This window comes from Shewanella sp. MTB7 (assembly GCF_027571385.1).
Lineage (GTDB): Bacteria > Pseudomonadota > Gammaproteobacteria > Enterobacterales > Shewanellaceae > Shewanella.
Window position 1 is genome coordinate 5,399,104 of record NZ_CP085636.1, and the last position, 20,016, is coordinate 5,419,119.

The 20,016-nt window shown below is 38.8% G+C and carries 14 protein-coding genes, 5 tRNA genes and 3 pseudogenes; 11 read left to right on the forward strand and 11 right to left on the reverse strand.

Going from position 1 to position 20,016, the window contains the following annotated elements; genetic code table 11:
* The first annotated feature begins 1,208 nt into the window (after positions 1-1,208).
* Positions 1,209-3,536 (forward strand): TonB-dependent receptor domain-containing protein, encoded by a 2,328-nt coding sequence (locus HWQ47_RS23480; protein WP_269968410.1) that lies wholly within the window; start codon positions 1,209-1,211, stop codon positions 3,534-3,536.
* Positions 3,537-3,722: 186 nt separating this feature from the next.
* On the opposite strand, the pseudogene HWQ47_RS23485 reads toward HWQ47_RS23480, so the two are convergent.
* Together HWQ47_RS23485 and HWQ47_RS23490 are read right to left on the reverse strand one after the other, a co-directional pair.
* Positions 3,723-4,124, reverse strand: a pseudogene (locus HWQ47_RS23485) (methyl-accepting chemotaxis protein); the annotation flags it as partial.
* A 63-nt stretch (positions 4,125-4,187) separates the two neighbouring features.
* Positions 4,188-4,880: an IS6 family transposase gene (locus HWQ47_RS23490; RefSeq protein ID WP_269968411.1), complete on the reverse strand. Its 693-nt coding sequence runs from the start codon at positions 4,878-4,880 to the stop codon at positions 4,188-4,190.
* A 408-nt stretch (positions 4,881-5,288) separates the two neighbouring features.
* Here HWQ47_RS23490 and HWQ47_RS23495 point away from each other — a divergent pair, with 408 nt between their 5' ends.
* The 3 genes and pseudogenes from HWQ47_RS23495 to HWQ47_RS23505 all read left to right on the forward strand — a co-directional run.
* A complete protein-coding gene (locus HWQ47_RS23495) occupies positions 5,289-6,035 on the forward strand; it encodes an outer membrane protein OmpK (protein ID WP_269968412.1) in 747 nt (248 codons plus the stop codon).
* A 28-nt stretch (positions 6,036-6,063) separates the two neighbouring features.
* Complete coding sequence (locus tag HWQ47_RS23500) at positions 6,064-7,821, forward strand: flavocytochrome c (RefSeq protein WP_442802117.1); 1,758 nt, start codon at positions 6,064-6,066, stop codon at positions 7,819-7,821.
* A gap of 136 nt (positions 7,822-7,957) precedes the next feature.
* Positions 7,958-8,317: pseudogene (locus HWQ47_RS23505) on the forward strand (IS6 family transposase); the annotation flags it as partial.
* 342 nt (positions 8,318-8,659) lie between these two features.
* On the opposite strand, the gene HWQ47_RS23510 reads toward HWQ47_RS23505, so the two are convergent.
* On the reverse strand, positions 8,660-9,490 hold the full coding sequence (locus HWQ47_RS23510; RefSeq protein ID WP_269968413.1) for a CPBP family intramembrane glutamic endopeptidase: 831 nt from the start codon (positions 9,488-9,490) through the stop codon (positions 8,660-8,662).
* 796 nt (positions 9,491-10,286) lie between these two features.
* Between HWQ47_RS23510 and HWQ47_RS23515 the strand changes: the two genes are divergently transcribed.
* From HWQ47_RS23515 to HWQ47_RS23545, 7 genes are all read left to right on the forward strand, one after another.
* Positions 10,287-10,838 (forward strand): hypothetical protein, encoded by a 552-nt coding sequence (locus HWQ47_RS23515; RefSeq protein WP_269968414.1) that lies wholly within the window; start codon positions 10,287-10,289, stop codon positions 10,836-10,838.
* Between the two features lie 50 nt (positions 10,839-10,888).
* A complete protein-coding gene (locus HWQ47_RS23520) occupies positions 10,889-11,608 on the forward strand; it encodes a hypothetical protein (RefSeq protein WP_269968415.1) in 720 nt (239 codons plus the stop codon).
* A gap of 157 nt (positions 11,609-11,765) precedes the next feature.
* Entirely contained in the window at positions 11,766-14,231 is a 2,466-nt protein-coding gene (locus HWQ47_RS23525) for a TcfC E-set like domain-containing protein (protein ID WP_269968416.1), read from the forward strand.
* On the forward strand, positions 14,228-14,773 hold the full coding sequence (locus HWQ47_RS23530) for a hypothetical protein (protein WP_269968417.1): 546 nt from the start codon (positions 14,228-14,230) through the stop codon (positions 14,771-14,773). Before HWQ47_RS23525 ends, HWQ47_RS23530 begins: the two co-directional genes overlap by 4 nt.
* Positions 14,774-14,789: 16 nt before the next feature.
* Positions 14,790-15,944, forward strand: coding sequence for a hypothetical protein (locus HWQ47_RS23535; RefSeq protein ID WP_269968418.1), 1,155 nt, complete (start codon positions 14,790-14,792; stop codon positions 15,942-15,944).
* An 8-nt stretch (positions 15,945-15,952) separates the two neighbouring features.
* Positions 15,953-16,921 carry an EAL domain-containing protein gene (locus HWQ47_RS23540; protein WP_269968419.1) on the forward strand — a complete coding sequence of 323 codons (969 nt, stop codon included), beginning with the start codon at positions 15,953-15,955 and terminating at the stop codon, positions 16,919-16,921.
* A 65-nt stretch (positions 16,922-16,986) separates the two neighbouring features.
* Positions 16,987-17,130 (forward strand): hypothetical protein, encoded by a 144-nt coding sequence (locus tag HWQ47_RS23545; RefSeq protein ID WP_269968420.1) that lies wholly within the window; start codon positions 16,987-16,989, stop codon positions 17,128-17,130.
* A gap of 122 nt (positions 17,131-17,252) precedes the next feature.
* On the opposite strand, the pseudogene HWQ47_RS23550 reads toward HWQ47_RS23545, so the two are convergent.
* The 8 genes and pseudogenes from HWQ47_RS23550 to orn form a co-directional block, all read right to left on the reverse strand.
* A pseudogene (locus HWQ47_RS23550) lies at positions 17,253-17,373 on the reverse strand (IS6 family transposase); the annotation flags it as partial.
* Positions 17,374-17,869: 496 nt separating this feature from the next.
* A complete protein-coding gene (locus HWQ47_RS23555) occupies positions 17,870-18,325 on the reverse strand; it encodes a hypothetical protein (protein WP_269968421.1) in 456 nt (151 codons plus the stop codon).
* A gap of 312 nt (positions 18,326-18,637) precedes the next feature.
* Positions 18,638-18,713, reverse strand: a tRNA-Gly gene (locus HWQ47_RS23560).
* Between the two features lie 46 nt (positions 18,714-18,759).
* Positions 18,760-18,835, reverse strand: a tRNA-Gly gene (locus tag HWQ47_RS23565).
* A gap of 14 nt (positions 18,836-18,849) precedes the next feature.
* Positions 18,850-18,925 (reverse strand) — tRNA-Gly (locus HWQ47_RS23570).
* Between the two features lie 14 nt (positions 18,926-18,939).
* Positions 18,940-19,015, reverse strand: a tRNA-Gly gene (locus HWQ47_RS23575).
* A 145-nt stretch (positions 19,016-19,160) separates the two neighbouring features.
* Positions 19,161-19,236 (reverse strand) — tRNA-Gly (locus HWQ47_RS23580).
* A gap of 213 nt (positions 19,237-19,449) precedes the next feature.
* The gene (gene orn, locus HWQ47_RS23585) at positions 19,450-19,995 is read right to left on the reverse strand and encodes an oligoribonuclease (protein ID WP_269968422.1); all 546 of its coding nucleotides are present in this window, start codon (positions 19,993-19,995) and stop codon (positions 19,450-19,452) included.
* Between the last annotated feature and the right edge of the window lie 21 nt (positions 19,996-20,016).

Here is a 20,016-nt window from a genome sequence, read left to right on the forward strand (position 1 = left end):
GGCTTTATATTTTAGTCATGACATAACTTCATCAGCCTCTCAGCTTCTTCTATTGCTGAATCAAACTCACCAAATTTCCCTACCGGCCCTGGATACTCTCTAATCTCATAGAAAACCTCTTTTTCACAATCATATTTTCTAGCAAATTGTTCTAGCTCAAAATACCCACTTTCAGATTTTACAACATCAATAAAGCATTTTTCACTTATTGAATATATTGTTTTATGGGCTCATACAAATCAGCAACAGAAACGGAAACCTCATGCAAAATACATTTATTGAATATATATCTACGTCCATCAGGTGAATGGCCAATGAATCCTTCGCCATGACTCCCTGCTCTGTTAAAACAACTCAATTCAGTTTGCGACAGAACCTGCTGACCTCTTATTTGAAAATCCCATTAAAAAAGAAGTAGATAGTTAGTTTTTACTATTGCATTGTGTATCCATTGAAAACTAAGGGGGGAGGGTTAAAATGACAAGCATCAATATAAAGCAAAAATAGAGACAGCATTACTAAAATCAATAGAGTTACAAAAAGCATTATCAGACTTGAATAGCGAAGTATGTAATGAAATGGGTAGTAAAGAACGGGATAACTTAAGTTACACAGAGGAAGAACTACTATCTGAAATGATAAGGCCGCAGATTACAGAATCCGTGAATTTGCGAGGTCAAATGATGGTGCTGAGCAATATATAACCGCTAAAATGAGAGGTGGTACAGTCACCACCTCTTTACTTGATGGAGTGCTAGATATGGCATCACCCGAGCTTACGGAAAAATTGATACTTTTAGTTAAATTGGCTGGCCCAACTCGAAAAGCTTAAAGCTTAATAAAAAGTTTAAAAGGGGTTTCTCCGACTCACTCCGCTATCCAAAAAGCAACCAGAGGCACGACAACGGATTATATTGTAGGTTGCTATATAGAGGATTTAGAGAGGGTTTTAGCATTAAAAAAGACACTAACTGACGCAAAATGACGATATAAAATTTGTGTCTAGTGTTTCTTGTTTCTGTGTTCTGTGTCTTTTCATATTGCCGCTGTCATATAGGACTTATCTTTTAAATTCCCTTAATAAGATTTATCTTGCGACTTTTGTAACATAAGTTCTTCGTATGTAAATTGCAAATGATAATCATTATCATTTAGATATTTTTCATTTATACTCGCCAGCATCTTTTCTTATCAATGAGGATACTCTAGTGTTGTCACGTTCTATTAAATTGTTTTCATTATCATTTATTGCACTTTCCATTCAATCTCATGTCTATGCGCAAAGCGAAAACATGCCGTTAACTGCCGAGCAATCAAAGCAAGAGATAACGGATCCAGCACCAAATAAAGTGCTTGGAGCGCCAAAGGTTGATCCAATTGAAGTCATAAAAGTAACAGGCAGATCTTACCCACGAGAGCTAAAGCTAACCCCTCCTGGAACCGCTATTATCACCATGAAGGAGATTGAGGAGCAGCAGTCAACTCAATTTGCAGAGCTGGTCGACGAACTTCCCGGCATTAACATTGACGGGGGCACACGCGTTGGCGGCGAGCGAATTAATATCTGGGGTTTTGGCGATGAAGAAGATCTCAATCTGTATTTAGATAACGCACCGCAGGGCTTTGAGCAATATCGCTACGGCTCATTCTTTATTGATCCAGACCTTATTAAACAAGTTCAGGTCATAAAAGGCGCTCACGATGTACGTTCAGGTAATGGCGGATTCGGTGGCTCAATGTATGTGACCAGCAAGAGTGCTGAAGACTTTTTAAAACCAGGTGAGCACTTTGGCGCGCGAGTTAAAGCAGGATATAGCGACAATGATGACGAAAAACGCAGTTTAATTAGTTTATATGGTCAGGTTAACCGCCACCTTTCAGCAATTGTGAACTACACCTACCGTGATGCAAACGATACCACTTTAGGCAATGGTGTTTGGGGAGACAATATTGCCGATGAGGGGGAACCGCCAGAGTTTGATAGCGGTAATGAAGCTAAGTTACGCTATTCGGGTTATCGTCAAAATAGTCTATTGGCGAAAATTGATTTTGATTACGGCGCTCACTTACTGTCATTGTCGATGATCGATTATAAAGACGAAGGTCAAAAGCCTTGGGCAAACCGTCGCGGCCAAATGCCAAAAATTAGCAATTATAACATTAAAAAATATGGTGGTTACGAAACCGCACTCTATGCAACTACTGCGGACAACACCTATCAAGACACCAATTACTCGTTAAATTATCGCTACACTCCAAGCAACGATTGGATTGATACCCAACTTGTTGTCTCCACCAGTGATAATCAGCGACATTGGGTCCGCCCCGATATTGCATGGGAAAAAATGTATGTATCAGTGGGTAACTTTGGACACGAGTCTTGGCTTGATTACAAACGTTCGTTTGTAGATATCAATAATACCAGCTGGTTTGGCGATAATAACCTTATTGTGGGACTGCAGTATTTGAGTTCAGACCGTGATTCCTTAGTCTATAACAAGACTTATGAAAACAAAGAAGCCAAAAACTTTGGCCTGTATACGCCTTATTACCAACCGAGCGGAAAACAGCAAACAACAAGCGCATATGCTGAGTTTAATTATCAAATAACTGATAATTTGTCAGTAAAACCGTCACTTAGATACGACCATATACGTAGCGAAGGCAAAGGCAATTTAGCATCAGATTATAACGACTTGGCCGCAGGTCATGATTATAGTGCAGTTTCTCATTCAGGCTTGTCTCCTCGTTTAGGCATTAACTATCTGCTTAGTGAACAAACACAATTTAGTTTCGACTATGCCTATACCCTGCAAGCGCCTGTTATTGATGATATCTACACAGTGCAATACGCCAAAGCCAGCAAGGCAATCATGTCTAGTCGAGATCTTGAATTAGAACGTTTACATGCGTACAAACTTGGTGTCACTCAAGTCAATAACGATCTATTTGCCAATGATGATGTACTCTCTACTCAAATCACCTTGTATTACCACAAAGGTGAAAACGATATAGCAAAACGTTCTGGAGTGCATTCTGTAGAACAGGCACAGGGTTATAACACTAACCTTGGCGGTTACTACAATAAAGGTGCCGATTTAGTGATCAACTATCGTTACCACGATCTGTTTGCTGATTTAGATGCGTCTTATATTACCGGTAAACATAATGGCAGCTTAAAAGACTCAACAGGTGAAGACGAATATCTTGCCGACTTAGCGCCAACCAATATTGGCTTAAAGCTGGGTTATTACCTTACTAACGATTTGATGTTTGCTTGGCGCGGTAAATGGTACGACAGTAAATCTGAGGACCATATGCCTGCTGCAAGTAGTTTTAGAACTGATCAGCCAACGGATGCTTACTTTATTCAAGACTTCTATATTGCTTTCACTGGCGAGTCTGGTCCATTGAATAATTGGGAAGCTTATTTAACGGTGAAGAATATTACTAACCAGTATTACAAACCTTACATGGGCGATGGTGTTGCAGCTGCCGGCAGAGATGTCCGAGTCAGCGTTGCTTACAAGTTCTAACTTGTTTAGCTCTTGTTTCGCTCTTGTTTAAGAGCTCATTTGAGCTGCTAAGTTAACTCTTTAACTAATGGATAATGCGGTTAGCCAAAAAGCCATTTAAAAAGGCGCAGCGTTAAAAGCTGCACCTTTTTTCGAACGCTTAGCTTTAATTAGCTATATTTTACGCTGCACGCTCTGTTCCCAAAACTATTGCGATAAGTGATGGGTCTTTGCTGATAAACGCAATACCTGCCCGCCTCGCTCAGCGGCATCTTGTGTTTGCTGTAAACTTTCCAGTGATAGTTCACTAATCACTTGAATAGAATGGCTGATCTCATTTGCTACTGCGGTTTGCTGAGTCATGGCCCAAGCATTTTCATCGCTCATAAGATTCATCTTTTTAATGGACTCTCGTAGAGCTTCAAACGACTCATCGACCTGTCTTGCAAGATCTACAGATTGCTCTGCTTTTTGCTGACCAAACTCCATGGCTTTGGCGGCTAAAGTGGTATTTTGCCTAAACTTACTGATAATTGTCTCAATGTAAGCAGTTGATTCACTCGTTCGACTTGAAAGTTGACGCACTTCATCGGCAACAACGGTAAAACCGGTTCTGTCGCAAACTGAGATCTTGTTGCTATAATTTGAGAGCGCAGGATCTCTCAGATACAATTAGGCCGCTAAAGAATAAAATTGTTCCCATGGTGTCATCTTTTCAGTGGTGTTCATTTGCCCTTGCTTTATCATGGACCAGAGCTCCACTCCTGCGAGTGTTGATCCTGCACCTTCCCAGGACTTCCAACCCAAACATTGATGCATCTTTCCTTTCACTTTTCGATGGCTCTGCTCAACAATATTATTCAGATATTCTATGGCTAAAACCTCAATCATAAACAGCATGTAACCAGACAACCAAAGGCGAACATTAATGGTATCTAATGCCGCGGCATTCACCCCACTTTTATCAATGACGACCTTTTCAGGTAAACCATGCTGGTTGATGGCTTTATTGAAAAATGCCCGTGCAGCAGGCTCATCGCGGGTTTCACTCAAATAAAAATCAATAATCGCGCCGAATTTATCCACGGCACGATAATAGTAAACCCAACGACCTTTAACTTTCACATAGGTTTCATCCATTCGCCAGCAACCTGATACATAACGCTTTTTCTTTCTGAATGCTACTTCGAGTTGCGGCGCATATTTGATAACCCAACGGCTCAGTGTTGAGTGGTCAAAATGGATATTTCGCTCAGCAAATATCTCCTCTATTTCACGGTAACTGAGTTTATAAGCAAGGTAATATCGAAGGGCTTGCATGATGATATCTGTTGGGAAGTGGCGTCTCGAAAAGTTAAGTAGCATTGATAAAGTTGGTTAAGAGATCATCGCTCATGATAAACCAGCTCCTCAGTTTGCGACAGAACCGAGATTAGAGCGATCCTCTGATATTAGTGGTTTTAACATGACAAGTAATTTGGCGATTACTTGTCATTTTTTATCTGCTCTATTTATCCCTTAAATCGCAGTGGTTATTGTTAATAATATTTACGAACTAACGCTATTTTCACGTTGATAACTTTTATCAGCTTTTAGTTTGACGTAATCTTCACGTTTTAAAATATTGTTTTTATATTTTTATGTTTTTTTTACATTTTTACTTCCTTAAACCACAGTGGTTGTTAAATTGTAAGTGGATGGGGAGTTAGATCACAAAGTATATATTCTGATTGTTTAATCTGTTGCTGAATCTTATTTTCAAGGAACAGTTATATGAAAAAGCAAATTATTACTGCACTTTCTGTTTTTCTAGTCACACCTGCAATATCTGCAACATCAGTCGACATTGGTTATAAAGCTTATACTTCAGAGACTAAAGATGACAATGGTGGAGCTTATGAACAACCTTTTGTTAAGTTAACTCATTTTAATAAAGCTGACTGGGGGACGTTGTTAGCTTATATAAAGTTAGAGAATGTTGGCGAGGTTAAGGATGCGCAGGATGATAAAGATGGCAAATTAACAGTAAAATCATTAATTGTTGTCGATAAACAAATTGCTAAAACTAAATACAACTATTGGGCACAAAACTTTCTTTCGTCTAACCGTACCGTAATGGAAGATAATTTATATTTAGGTGTAACCACTAACCGAAAATATGGTGATCTGTTTATCAATGCTGGTGCAGGTTTAAATTACACCGCTGCCAGTTTTTCACCAACAGGCGCTCACTTTGATGGATTAAGTGGTTATGCGGCGGTAATTAATGCGAGTTACCCTTTTTCAGCACTAGGACTAAAGCACTCATTGGCGGTTAATTATGAAGGCCAGTTTGATCGAGATGAAGAGCATATGAGTACACTCGCTTATGACAGCTACGGTCATCAGATAATAACCACACTTAAGACAAGTATAAGCCAGTCATTTTATACAAAATTACATCTAACACATTTCGATAGCTGGGGAGCTGCACCTAATGATGGCATCGAGTATGGCGTATCAGTTGGCTTTACCTTCTAGTTTAGATTAACTCAATAGGAATAAAATCGTGATTAAGAAAACAATAATTGCAAGTGCTATCTTGGCACTGACAGTGGGCTGTACTGTACAAGATTCAGGAAAAACCGTAACCAGTGAAGGTGCAGCGTTTGGTAAGCATGGCGAAATAAAAGTGCAAACCGCGACTAAATATGGTCAATTGATTGATATTAATATTTTAGAGCAAAAGGAGAATAAGGTATTAGCGGCTTCAGTTTATACTGAAATGAAAGACGCTATGATTAACCAAAATACCACTGAAGTTGATGCTATTAGTGGGGCAACTGTAACAAGTAACGCATTTAAAGAAGCTGTTGAGAGTTCTCTTGCTGCAGCCGGAGTCACTTTAATCGCTGGATTGGCTGCAAACAATGATAGTGCTAAAGATATTATTGATACTGAACAAGCATTCGACGTGGTTGTTATCGGCTCCGGTGGTGCGGGTTTAAGCGCTGCGATCACGGCAAAAAATGCAGGGGCTTCGGTTGTTATTATCGAAAAAATGCCAACTGTGGGTGGTAATAGCCTCATTACTGGTGGCCAGATGAATGTACCAGGTAACTGGGTCCAGAAATCAATGGGTATTGAAGATAACATCGATATCTTTGTAAAAGATACACTTAAGGGCGGAGATTACTTAGGCGATCCAGAAATGGTTCAGCTAATGGCGGAGCAAGCTTTACCTGCTGCAGAATGGTTACGTGATTACATTAAAGTTGATTTCTATTCAGACCAGCTTTTCCAATTTGGTGGACATAGTGTGAAACGCGGCTTGATCCCTAGAAACCACACAGGCGCTGAATGGATCAGTAAGTTCATGGCAAAAACGGATGAACTACAGATCCCTATTCATACTCGTACCACTGCGACAGCTTTAATTAAAGATCAAAATGGTCGCGTGATTGGTGTTGAAGCAGAAAAAAATGGCCAGAAGATTACTTATATTGCTGACCGCGGCGTAATTATGGCGACGGGTGGCTTTGGCGCTAACGTTGCAATGCGAACTAAGTATGCTCCTGAGTTAGATAGCCGTTACGGCACGACTAACGCTCGTGGCATCATGGGGGACGGTATTGTGATGGCTGAGAAACTAAATGCCAAGACGCATAATATGGAATCAATCCAGACTTACCCTATCTGTCATACCGACACGGGGGTGATCTCTCTTATTGCTGATTCTCGTTTCTTTGGCGCTATCCTTGTAAATAAAGAAGGTAGTCGTTTCGTTGAAGAGCTTGAGCGTCGTGATGTTATCAGCCGTGCAATTTTGGCACAAACTAACCAACAGGCTTATGTGTTGTGGGGGAGTGAAATTGAAGAAATTGCTGATACTGTAACAGTACATAAGAATGAGTTCGAGGAACTAAACCGCAAAGGCATGATGTTCAAAGCTGACTCAGTTGAAGAACTGGCAAGTAAGTTTGGTGTTGATAAAAAGGCATTAATGGCTCAAGTAAATCGTGTTAATCAGTTTGCGAAGGCGGGTAAAGATACAGAGTTCAATCACCGCGGTGGTATGAAGCCACTACTAAAAGCACCTTTTTATATGTTAGTGGCTAAACCATCTGTTCACCATACTATGGGTGGCTTGATGACTGACACGAAAACTCGCGTATTGGATACACAAGGTAAAGTTATCGACGGTTTATATGCCGCAGGTGAAGTGACTGGTATGACTCATGGCTCTAACCGCCTAGGTGGTAATGCGATTACCGATATCACAGTATTTGGCCGCATCGCAGGTAAAGAAGCTGCAGCGGCGCTATAAAAATTAGTGTTAGTAAAATAATCAATGCCGTTCACTTTCGTGAATGGCATTTTTTACTATTAGAAAGTTACGTAATCGTATAGCTCACCACGAACCTATTTTTAACCAAACAACTTTACCTGATGTATATCCGTTAATCGCCTCTACTGTTGCCATGCGATATTACTTATCTTATAAACTCAGTTACCGTGAAATTGAGGAGATATTTGCTGAGCGAAATATCTATTTTGACCACTCAACACTGAGCCGTTGGGTTATCAAATATGCGCCGCAACTCGAAGCTGTATTCAGAATGAAAAAGCGTCATGTATCAGGTTCCTGGCGAATGGATGAAACGTACGTAAAAGTTAAAGGTCGTTGGGTTTACTATTATCGTGCCGTGGATAAATTCGGCGCGATTATTGATTTCTATTTGAGTGAAACCCGCGATGAGCTTGCTGCACGGGCTTTTTGCAATAAAGCCATCAACCAGCATGGTTTACCTGAAAAAGTCATCTGTGCGTTCATATTAAAGTTTGATACATCATAATAAAGTCTGATCATTTCTAATATAGTTTGATATTTTTTGCAGGCAGAAACGGAGTAGGAGTAACGCATTTCTGCCCCAAAGCTTGCTAAAATAAAAACTTATGCTCATGGTTCTTATCTAGAGTAGCCCTTAAGAAAGTAATCTGTTGTTGCTTGTTATTACAAGAGTCAGCTTTACTCCCCCCAACAGTCAGTCCTTACCATTGAACGTGATTATAAATAAGATAGCGCTCCGTATTTAGTCGTAGATAAAGTAAATGGAGCAGTTGAATTCTTCTTGAAGAATCAGAGAGGACTTAGATACGCATTCTTATCTTTCCAACATTGGATAGGTGAAGAATAATAAGTGTGCGAGGTTAAATAAGAAGTGCACAAGTACAGCAGCCCATAGGCGACCGGTTAAATGAAAAATAAGCCCATATCCAATACCTGCTAACCCTGCAAATATTACTAATAATGTGCCTCCAGCAAAGTGAGCTAGACCGAATAGGCAACTGGCAACAGCAAGCCCAAAAATCCAGCCAAAACGCTGACTAACTCCTTGTTGAACAATCCCTCTAAAGAATGCTTCTTCTGCAACACAAGTAAAAAGCAAATTGTTTAGCATAAATAGCCACAACCAACTAGGGACCGATAATTCAGGTTTTAGTGCGCCGAGTATGGCTGCGATGGGTAATAAGACAAATAATGGAATAATCGTGGCGATGATGGCCCGTGTATTCATTTTTTTGCTTGTACCTAGTAAGGCAGGATAGGCGAGTAACAGTCCAAAAAATGCAAGTGGTTTATCAAGATTTAAGTACATAGTGAAGGAAGTGCTATGGCTACTGGCGTAAACATTATCCAGTACTTTTAGGTTATCAAATCCAGGTATAAAGTGAAGGAATAATGCCAAAGACCAGAGCATTACAAAAGTTAAGCCGGCATAACGTAACCAACCTGTCTGTTTTTGAGTTTGATAAGCAATAGCAAAGCCTATCAATACACTGGTAAAACCTACAATTGATAACCTTTGTTGAGATAAGGCACTGATTAGAGCTATAGCAACAAATATAACAGTTGCTTTAGACTTATGGTAAAAAGCAGTAACGACAGCAATAGCTAGCGCCCCCCAAATCCATATGGCTGGATCAATTGACATATAATATCCTGATTTACATTAGACATAGTTAATTTAACTTTAAGGGATAATAATTGATTGTCTCTTGTAACACTAGCCTGTGATCACCCTAAAACGTTTTTGCCCCAAAACGTGTTTCGCTGCTCAAGAGGCAAATTTGCCGAACAAAGCTTGGCTTTAGAAAAGCGAATGTGAAAGGGGTTTACTGAATAGAAAATTTTTGCCTACACCCTCCTTTGCTTTTATCGAAGTTAAAATCAGCTCAAAACGCTTCGATAAATTAGAGGGTAAAATATAAGTATTTATATTTCAAATACTTAATCTTTTAGTGTGGACTTACAATGGACTCGATAAACGTTCTTGTTCAACTTTGCGGAGTGACCAACCAGAAAACCAAAGGAGAATGAGAGATTAGTTGATTTACATTAATAGGTTACAGTGATTCGTTAAACCGATTTGGAGTTAGTTAGACGTGATATATAATGTAATTATCCCCATAAACCATAAGCGAACTTACTCTCGCCATGAAATAACCTCCGCAGTAACACGTATAATTTAGAAATGCAATTTCATTCAAAAAAGCTAATGGACTACATGTATTATACAAGTGCCTTTTTACCACCCCAAAGTCAACCTAATTTATATATACGGTATTTATGAATCATTATAGGATGCAGGTCGTCGCTAGTGAGTAATATTTATAGTTAGCTATATTACTTAACACTTCGATTGAAATTAACCGTCTTTAATGTACGTAGTCGCTTTAATACAATTAAGTCTCTATGTCCTCTGTCGATGTATACAATAATGGTAAATAATGATGAATAATTTAAAAAAGACACTGCTCGCAACTACACTCCTTTCTGTATGTGGTATCGCAAATGCTGTAGTTACAACGGGTCAATTGAGTTTTAACTTCAGTGGTGTTATTCCCGCGGCGCCGGTGGTGACTGGAACCTTAGAATTTGAAACGGTAACAGGCGCCCCATATGTACCAACAGCAATAGTACTAGAAACCGTCAGCACTGATGCAGGCTTTACATTACGCTCTAATACGGCAGAAAACTTTCGCTTAACAACATCGGCAACGAGCTTTTCAGCAACAGCAGTTACAGCTCAATTGTTAAGTTCAGTTGTTGCCGGTAGTGGTATCAAGGCGGGTGTAACAGCGCCAACATTAGGTATTACCATCAACGGAATGACACTTACTGCAACAGCGCAAGCTATTGGTACCCCTGTCGCTTCATCGACATCACATAATGTGGCAATGACGGCTGAAATTCAAGTGCCGACAGCCGCCGTAAATACAGCAGGTGGTAACGTTACCGCTAACGCCGCAGTTGTATTTGCTGTCGATATTAATGCGTAAATAATATATGTACGCGGCAATGACTGTCGTTGCCGCACTTTTGGAAATATATGATGAGAATAATATTCTTTCTTATGTCATTACTGGCTAGCAGTATGGCTCACGCTATTAATGTCGATAAAATGGTCCTCGTTGCCTCTGATGGACAGATTGATCATATTACTGTAATGAACCCAGATACCTTCCCGGTCTTTGTGCGTGTAGAGCTCTCTGAATTATTGAGTTCAGGTGAGGAGCAAGTATTTAATGAGCAAGATTTTAAACATTGGCCTGTATTTGTTGATAATGATGAATTAATTATTGATCCTAATTCAAGAATAAAAATATCCATCAATAATCTCACTCACATGCTCGGCAACATTCAAGATAAAGACCGCATTATTGGCATTAGCTTTATACCTGAATCTTATCAAGCCAATAATCAATCTACCAAAGCTTCATTAAATATATTGATGGGCTTTAAAGCATGGTATGTGATGCCACATGGCAAAGATATAGTCAGCGGTCATGCGGATGTAATTAAAAATAAAAAAGGCAACAATCAATATCAACTGATTAATAAAACAGACACAGTGCTCAAGTTTGAAGTTAATGCTTGTAACGTCATGAATGAAATTGACTTAACAAAATGTACCGACTCTATTATGGTATTAGCGGGTAAAACAAAAGCACTAGACTTAAGCGTAGTTACGACAGCAGGTGATATCAATATCAGTATAGCTGATTTTAAAAACAGATTAACGCTTAATAAAATAATCCCTATTAACTAATTTCACCTCAGCTATTTATTTTAGTTGATAGAATAGTTGGGTTAATAAATCACTGCACTGGTAGTTATTAGTTATTTTGTCACGCAATCGATACTTATTCATGCGGACTAATAATTGCTGCCAGCATAATCATCAAATACATTTTAGGCTATTGACTGTGAATAAAAAAATATTACTCATTTTAGTGGTTATGAGTCAATCTTCATTTCCTCAAGCATTAGCAGGTAAAATAAATGGGAGTCCGCTAGCATTAAACAAGAGTGTAGTTTCAGCATTGACCGATAATAATAGATATACAAATATAAAATTAAGTAAACAGTTAAATACTCAATTAAACTCCATTAGCTTATTAACCACCTCCTCGAATAAAGTAGGCAATTATAATAGATTATTGGCCTTTAAACCGCGCATCATTAACGTCATTATCGTCGGCAGTGAAGAGACCATTAAGCCGTTAACGATTGATGCCGAAGTGTCGTTTTATGCAGCCGTAATTAATGATACTCAAACAGTATACAATCACTTTATTCATGCTGGATTATCACCAGAGGGTGCGCAGCGTATTGCAGATGAATTGCACGTGGGCGTCACGCACAGCGAGAGCTGCATGGGTGAACGCAGTGAGTGTAAACTGCCCAATGACCAATTACGATTTGTTAATGACTATTATGGTAAAACCTTGCGCGTATTTATTCCAACGTCATTGTTTACTCAGCAAAGTTACGAACCACGTTTTTTAAACAGTAATGCCACTAATCAAATCGTGTCGAATATCTATGCCAACTATGATAATTCTTTTACTGAAAGTTATTTTGCTAACCTCAATAACTATATTGGTATTGGTCGCGGTTATGCTCGCGTGGATGCCAGAATCAATCAATATGAGCCAAAACTCACCCGAGCTGAATATATTTATGATTTCGACCGCTATACCGCAACGATTGGATTATCTGAGAGCCTAGACTCACAATCGCTTGCTAGCCAAAGTAGTTTGTTGTCTGGCGGCGAATTTACGGGGGTAAGCCTGGCTAAAACCAATAACTTACTGGTCAACACTCAGCGTGAGCAACAGATTATCTTTTATAGCCCATCATCAGGGTTACTGGAAGTATTGCGCAATGGAGAGGTGCTTTATCAGCAGTTTGTCAATGCTGGCCGTGGACAAATTAATTATGCTGTATTGCCCGTAGGCAGTTACAACGTTGATGTGGTCATTAAAGATAATGATACCGTGGTTTATAACAGTAAAGAGTTTATTTATAACCTCAATTTGAAAAACAGTCAGGCATTCTCACCCTATGCCCGTGTGGGGTCATTCTCTCAGAATGAGTCAAACTTCACCTTATTCGAGGCCGGTGCCAGCTGGCCTATCACTAATCATATTAATATGATTGCCAATGGCTATCTGCTCGATAACCGTGCTGGCTATTCATTAGGCGCCAATTACCAATATGAAAACTTTAGTTCTCGGCTGAAGTTCTCAATGACAGATAACGCCTATCAAACTGAGTTTGATGTGAACTACGGTTATCTGAATTTCAGGCTCACCGATAATCGTGGTTTTAATGACACGACGACAGATAATAATCAGGTCAATGAGGCTATTGGCTTACGAGATGGACTTATGGGCAATTTATCGTTGAACTACCCCATTTCATCGACATTGTCGATTTATGGTAATGGCTTTTACTCCACCTCGCCATTACAAGATAACGCTGTTTACAGTGGCTCTATTGGCCTAAATTACCAGCATAGCTCCGCCATTTCTGGCAGTGTCAGTTATGAAGCAAGTAATAATAATAATCAATTTGCAATCAATATCAGTATTCCATTTACCAGCTTCTTAAATAGTAATACTTCAGTGCGTGTATCTAAGCACAATGATATTCAAACATCACTGAACTATAACGATAAAATCAATGACAATTTGGCCCTCAGTATGTCCAGCTCTGCGCGTTATATTGATAGCAGCGAGCATCATCTTAATAAAACATTCACCGCCGCACTCACCAATAATACCGATTATTATTCTGGCTCTGTGCGTTATAACACCTATGACGGTCAATCGGGTTATGGTGTGAACTTTAGTACCACCCAATTTATTAATTCACGCGGGTTATTTTACAGCAACAATCAATACAGTAAGTCAGCTATCTATATCGATAATCGCTTAAATAAGGTTGGGGATATTGGCAATATCAATTTATACAATGTCGAGCAGCAATATTACTCACAACATGATATTGACACTGATAAGATGATTTATCTCGATGGCTATGACCAATATAAAGTGAAGTACCAATTCGATAAACCTAACCAATATTTCATGGGGGCATCACTCGACGAGCAGGCTACCGTCGATTTATTACCCGGAAAAGTGATGATAATTGATGTAGATATTACCTCATCGAGCCAATTAACAGTCATAGCCCCAACCTACAAAGGGAGCATGCAATGTCGCGGTGAGGCGTGTTTAAGCACATCAGAAATTAAAACGGGTGTATATAAAATGACGGTAAAACCCAACATGCCATTTGATGTCATCATCGGCGAGCAACGTTGCTGGCAAGGCGCACTGAAAGTTGATACTAATCGTGCTGTTATCTGTGGAGGTCAATCATGAACATACGGATATTATTAGGGTTGATGATATTTTTTCCTGTGGCGGCAACAGCCAAGATGAGTATTAGTGACACAATCACACTGAACGTCACAATCCCTAATGCGGCACCCTCTATCACCCTCTTAAACAGTGAAATCACAGATAATAATTACCGAAAACTTAAATGGATGCAGGACTCTAGTGATGGGGTGGGACAAGTTGGGAAATTTGACCCGATATTTTATCAAATACGTACCACATCACCAACGGCAGTCTCAAATTATACCTTTCATGTCAGCAATAAATACTTAAATTGCGTCAGTAATTCATCAGAAAATATTGTCGACAGTCTCCAATTATCAATTGGAGACGTGAACGAAGCCAGCGGAAAGCTGATGTTGAGCGGGGATTATTGGCACCAAGTCACCATACCTGATGGTACCACACACCATATTTCAGAAGTCATGCTGAAAATCAATTTTCCGTGGATGAATATGGTAGACCAAAGACAGCACTGGGATTGCTTTGGCAATATCGTACTACTAGTCGCATCAGAATTATAATTATTAAGTGAATAACATGAAAACACTCCACGTCATTATATTATTTATAAGTATTATATTCAGTCATAGTACGTACGCTTTACCCACTCCCATCACATACAATATCAGTATTGATTATGACCCTATCACCAATCGACTCGAAAATGGCAGGATTAGTGGGGGACAGGGTGAACTCTTTTTACATCATGCTAACGGGCTCATTGTCGTTAAAAATAAAAAAGAAGCTTATAACGGTGTTTACCCGCATAGCTCTGATTCTGGTAATCAACAATTATATTTGGGAAGAAATTATTCTAATTTTGATCTAACGTTAACAGGTGTAGATAATAATCATGTTAGGATTAATAATAGCTTATTCAGTTCATTAATGAGATTTAATTTACTGAATACTAACAATGGCGGATGGTTTGTTGGGGGTGATATTGATTGCACTTATGTTGAACGTCAAGAGTCAGGGTTTATCTCATTATATTTAGCTAGAATTCGCAATACCATAGGCAGTAATTGTCGTCATGCCCAAACGAGACACCTTTCCTTTGTAGACAACAGTATACCGTTTAATGATTCTGGTGAAATGAACTTTTCATTTGATTATGATGATGCCTTATTAACGTTCTTAGCACGCCCGACAACAATATCAGGTGATTATATTGGTAGTGTTATGTTTAACGGTGAAAGTATTAAATCAAGGGTGCAGTCAGATAATATATATCGAGAACAATACACTTTTAATTTTAAAATTACCAAAAAGCGCTCTTTGTTAAACTTCTCATTTCCAAATTCAGCGACCAAAACGGCTAACTTTACTCATCAAAATACCTCGCAAGGCCATATAGGACAAGCTAGATTAAACGTCGACATTAATGGTGCCTTTGATTTAGGGGATAAACTTAACTTAACCCTAACATCTACCAATGGCGAAACCAATCAACTGCGAATGAAACATCAAACGACAAACAACTATATTAACTACTCGGCTAGATTTGTTGATCTCCAATTGGGTGACAGTGTTAATTTACAACATAATATTGCCACCTTAATCCGCATCACTAAACACGCTAATTTTTCAGGTTTATTGACTTTTAACTATCAGGCGCCTCAAGGCATTCCTACTGGTAATTATTCTGATACGGTAATTATTATAGCCGCATTCGATATAAGCACTGATTAATGGAGTATATGATGAACGACACTAATAATTATATTGAAATAAAAATGGCACTTAGTCAATTACAGTCTGATATTATCAACTGTATTATGGCGGGCCATTACGAAGAGTTCAAAATATTAGAATTTCTCTATCATAAAGAAATAACAGCATTAACCCACATTAACTATTTTCCCGCTGATAATCACAATTATATCACCGCTGACAATTTATTGTATATGCACCTTAAAACGGCCATTGCCAGTAGAAAAATCAAACCTTACATTCAACCTATTGTTGATAATAATAAACAAATAATAGGCGGTGAAGTCTTAGCTCGCTGGATGGGAAAGGACAATTTAATCAGTCCAAGTTATTTTATTCCATTGATGGAGGATATGGGACTATTGGTTGAAATGACGGCCAGTTTACTGGAGCAATTAATTGCAGCACCCTATCAATATCCGAAGAAAACGAGATTAAGTATTAACATAACTGAAGAAGTATTAATCGATGAGACAATATTATGTTATATTAACGTACTATCAGCCTCATTCATCATCATCTTAGAGATAACTGAAACCAGTAATTTCAGCTATTCAACAGAAATAATTAATATTATGCATAAGCTACAATTGCAAGGGGTGAAATTTGCATTGGATGATTTTGGTATAGGGTATTCAACCCTCGCCAGTTTTAATCAATATCCCTTTGATATAATAAAAATAGACCGCTCTTTTATCGAAAATATTGTCACTAGCCGTAAGCTACAATTGACTGTGCTCAATATCGCCCAACTTTGCCAACTTTTTAATATTATAGCTGTAGCAGAAGGCGTTGAAACACAAGCGCAAGAAGATTATTTACGATCCATTAATATTAATCATTATCAAGGTTATCTGTACAGCCTTCCACGCCATTTTGAAGAATATTTATTAATGATATCGACAATGAACAATGAACAATCAACTGCCAATGCCGATATAATTCATGCCCCCTGAACGGCATCGTAATACTGTTGTTGTCATTACATTTAAGGCTATTTTATGTTGAAAAAGTGGATCATATGCTTATTATAACTTCTCTTATTACTGTGTCTGCAGCAATAGCTTACCCCCCCCTAACTCAACCCGATTTTTGGTATACTGGCATGGATATTGGTCATGTCAACGTTGATGACATCGTTAAGGAGTATGCATCAATTCAATGATTACCTATCAACAGATCTTGTGTATCAATATTTAGAAGCTTTGTTGCAATGCTCAACTTCTCTTGTCTTTGAACGTGATCAGGCTACTCGGTAGCTTTTGGGTATATTGAGAGTATATTTCACTCAGCGAAAACTTCCTCAATTTCACGGTAGTTGAGTTTATAAACGAGATAATAGCGAAGGGCTTGCATGATAATATGATGAATAATGTCGGTTTAAAAAGTTGACGTTCGTGTAGTGGATGCTAAAAATTAAGACCTGAACGTCATCAATTCTTTAATTGGTTTCGTCAATTTATCGACAGACTCATAGCTGATGGAAATGGTCCAAAATAATGCTTATCAAAGTAATTGAACTTTTTTCATATTAACTCCGTAAAAATCATTAGAACAGTAACATCTTAGTACAAATCAACCAACTGTCGCAATGTGACCCACGTAATCTATCTTTATTAATATGAGAGTTTCATTCTGTTTTGTTGGCGACTACTTAATCGACGGTGTGAAGGCGGTTTCATGATATTGGCGTAGATACTAAGATTCTTACCCGAACAGCTAACCATTTTAATAGGCACAATATTAAAAAAACCGCCAATTAAGGCGGTTTTTTTAATTCCTAACGGTTAGGTGTGGTCAATGCGTGGTCAGCGAATTGCCAGCTCCTTGCTGTGCAAGGCTTTCAGGTCGATATTAAATCACCCTAAGGTACCTTATCGCATACTTAATCTGGCGTAAAAAAGTTAAAGATCATCCATGCGAATCGAGCTGTGTACCAAACGTTGCTGTTGAATTTTTTCGACGCGAACTAAATCATTAAGTACCCCAGCAATCTCATTTGACGAAGAATGTTCGGCGGTTTTTTGCAACAGATCGATTAATCGATTATCCAAATCTAAGTGAAGCTCTAAAATATCCTCTTCAGACATATTTGCAGTCAGGGTAACCTCATTACACCGTCTAATAAAATCTTCAAACGTGATGTCTTTATACCAAGTATTTAAGACTTTTTTAGGTGCTTCATCAATATAGTTTTCTAACTGTTCTGCGACAGCATTTTGATGCTGTTTAAAATACACAAGCAACATTTTCACTCGAGAAGAATCTGCATCGTTAAGCAATCTTGCATACAACTGTGCCATTTCATGTCGACAAGTAGCAACATAACCTAATAGTTCATTGAGCTGTTGAAATCGCATTGCTTTCTCTCCAAAATATATTGGTTACACCCGTAAGTACGAATTATTATGCCGTCAAAAAAGATGAGAATATTTGAACAACTTCAAATTTTGAGGTTTTCCGGCATCCAACACTAATCTTTATCAAGAAAGTTGCTAAGCCGTCACATAAACCACCATCAGAAGAGCTAAAAGCAGATTCAGGTTTCGAGATAGGCTATACCTTGGCAAAAAAGAAGGTATCGACTCATTCTACAAACACAACTGAGCTAATGTCGCTTAATCTTTTAACATTATTTGGATTTATTGGGAGTTTAAAACTAGTAGGAAGATTGGAGCGACATATCGGGTTCGAACCGATGACCTATACCTTGGCAAGGTATCGCTCTACCAACTGAGCTAATGTCGCGTAAATCTTTTTACTTATCGAACTTGGTATTTCAATAAGTTTAAATTGGAGCGACATATCGGGTTCGAACCGATGACCTATACCTTGGCAAGGTATCGCTCTACCAACTGAGCTAATGTCGCGTAATCTTTTAAATTGGAGCGACATATCGGGTTCGAACCGATGACCTATACCTTGGCAAGGTATCGCTCTACCAACTGAGCTAATGTCGCGTAATCTTTTAAATTGGAGCGACATATCGGGTTCGAACCGATGACCTATACCTTGGCAAGGTATCGCTCTACCAACTGAGCTAATGTCGCGTAATCTTTTAATTTGGAGCGACCAGTCTTTTGTAAAGAGTGGTTCGAACCGTCTCTTGCTTCGAGAAGTCTATACCTTGGAAAAAAAAGATATCAACTTTTTCGAGTGAATCAACTGAGCGAATTTCGCTTTCAAACTTTAATTTGGAGCGACATATCGGGTTCGAACCGATGACCTATACCTTGGCAAGGTATCGCTCTACCAACTGAGCTAATGTCGCATAATCTTAACTGTCATCATTAACCAAAGGTATTGTATTTCACCTTTTGTCAACTGAGATAGTGTCGTAAATATTTACTATGAGAGAGGTAACTGCACGTCAAATTATTCTCTTATATCGACTCTTATCTGCTACAGCAGTAGAGTTGAGGCCGCATTATATGAGAATTTCATATTGCTGCAACCCCTTCTTGAAAATAAAATGACTGATTGGTCAAATTTTAAATACTTTTGCTCGATAATACTGCAATTCAGCGATAGATTCCTGAATATCGATCAATGCTTTGTGGGTGCCTAGCTTGGTAAAGCCATTCATCACCTCTGGTTCCCAGCGACGAACAAGCTCTTTTACTGTACTGACGTCAATATTTCGGTAATGGAAGTAATCTTCCAGTTCCGGCATATATAATGTCATGAAACGACGATCTTGACCTACACTGTTGCCACACATAGGAGAATCACCCGCAGTGACATGCTTCGAAAGAAACTCAATAGTCATTGCAACAGCTTGCTCTTCGGTAAATTGGCTCAAGCGAACTCTATCAACTAACCCAGATTCACCGTGGTGCTTTTTATTCCAATCATCCATCTTTGCGAGTTGCTCATCAGATTGATGTATAGCAATGACAGGTCCTTCTGCGACTATGTTTAGTTCTTTGTCTGTCACTATTGTTGCAATCTCAATGATTCTATCAATGTCAGGCTCAAGTCCTGTCATCTCCAAATCGACCCAAATGAGATTGTTTGCATCTGCAGCCATAAATCTGCCTTTTTCCCTGTT

Bases quoted from the DNA above. Each gene is read 5' to 3' on its own strand.
- HWQ47_RS23515 (WP_269968414.1), top strand. From the start codon at position 10,287: ATGATGAATAATTTAAAAAAGACACTGCTCGCAACTACACTCCTTTCT.
- HWQ47_RS23530 (WP_269968417.1), top strand. From the start codon at position 14,228: ATGAACATACGGATATTATTAGGGTTGATGATATTTTTTCCTGTGGCG.
- HWQ47_RS23490 (WP_269968411.1), bottom strand. From the start codon at position 4,880: ATGCTACTTAACTTTTCGAGACGCCACTTCCCAACAGATATCATCATG.
- orn (WP_269968422.1), bottom strand. From the start codon at position 19,995: ATGGCTGCAGATGCAAACAATCTCATTTGGGTCGATTTGGAGATGACA.
- HWQ47_RS23545 (WP_269968420.1), top strand. From the start codon at position 16,987: ATGCTTATTATAACTTCTCTTATTACTGTGTCTGCAGCAATAGCTTAC.
- HWQ47_RS23495 (WP_269968412.1), top strand. From the start codon at position 5,289: ATGAAAAAGCAAATTATTACTGCACTTTCTGTTTTTCTAGTCACACCT.
- HWQ47_RS23520 (WP_269968415.1), top strand. From the start codon at position 10,889: ATGATGAGAATAATATTCTTTCTTATGTCATTACTGGCTAGCAGTATG.
- HWQ47_RS23510 (WP_269968413.1), bottom strand. From the start codon at position 9,490: ATGTCAATTGATCCAGCCATATGGATTTGGGGGGCGCTAGCTATTGCT.
- HWQ47_RS23555 (WP_269968421.1), bottom strand. From the start codon at position 18,325: ATGCGATTTCAACAGCTCAATGAACTATTAGGTTATGTTGCTACTTGT.
- HWQ47_RS23540 (WP_269968419.1), top strand. From the start codon at position 15,953: ATGATGAACGACACTAATAATTATATTGAAATAAAAATGGCACTTAGT.
- HWQ47_RS23535 (WP_269968418.1), top strand. From the start codon at position 14,790: ATGAAAACACTCCACGTCATTATATTATTTATAAGTATTATATTCAGT.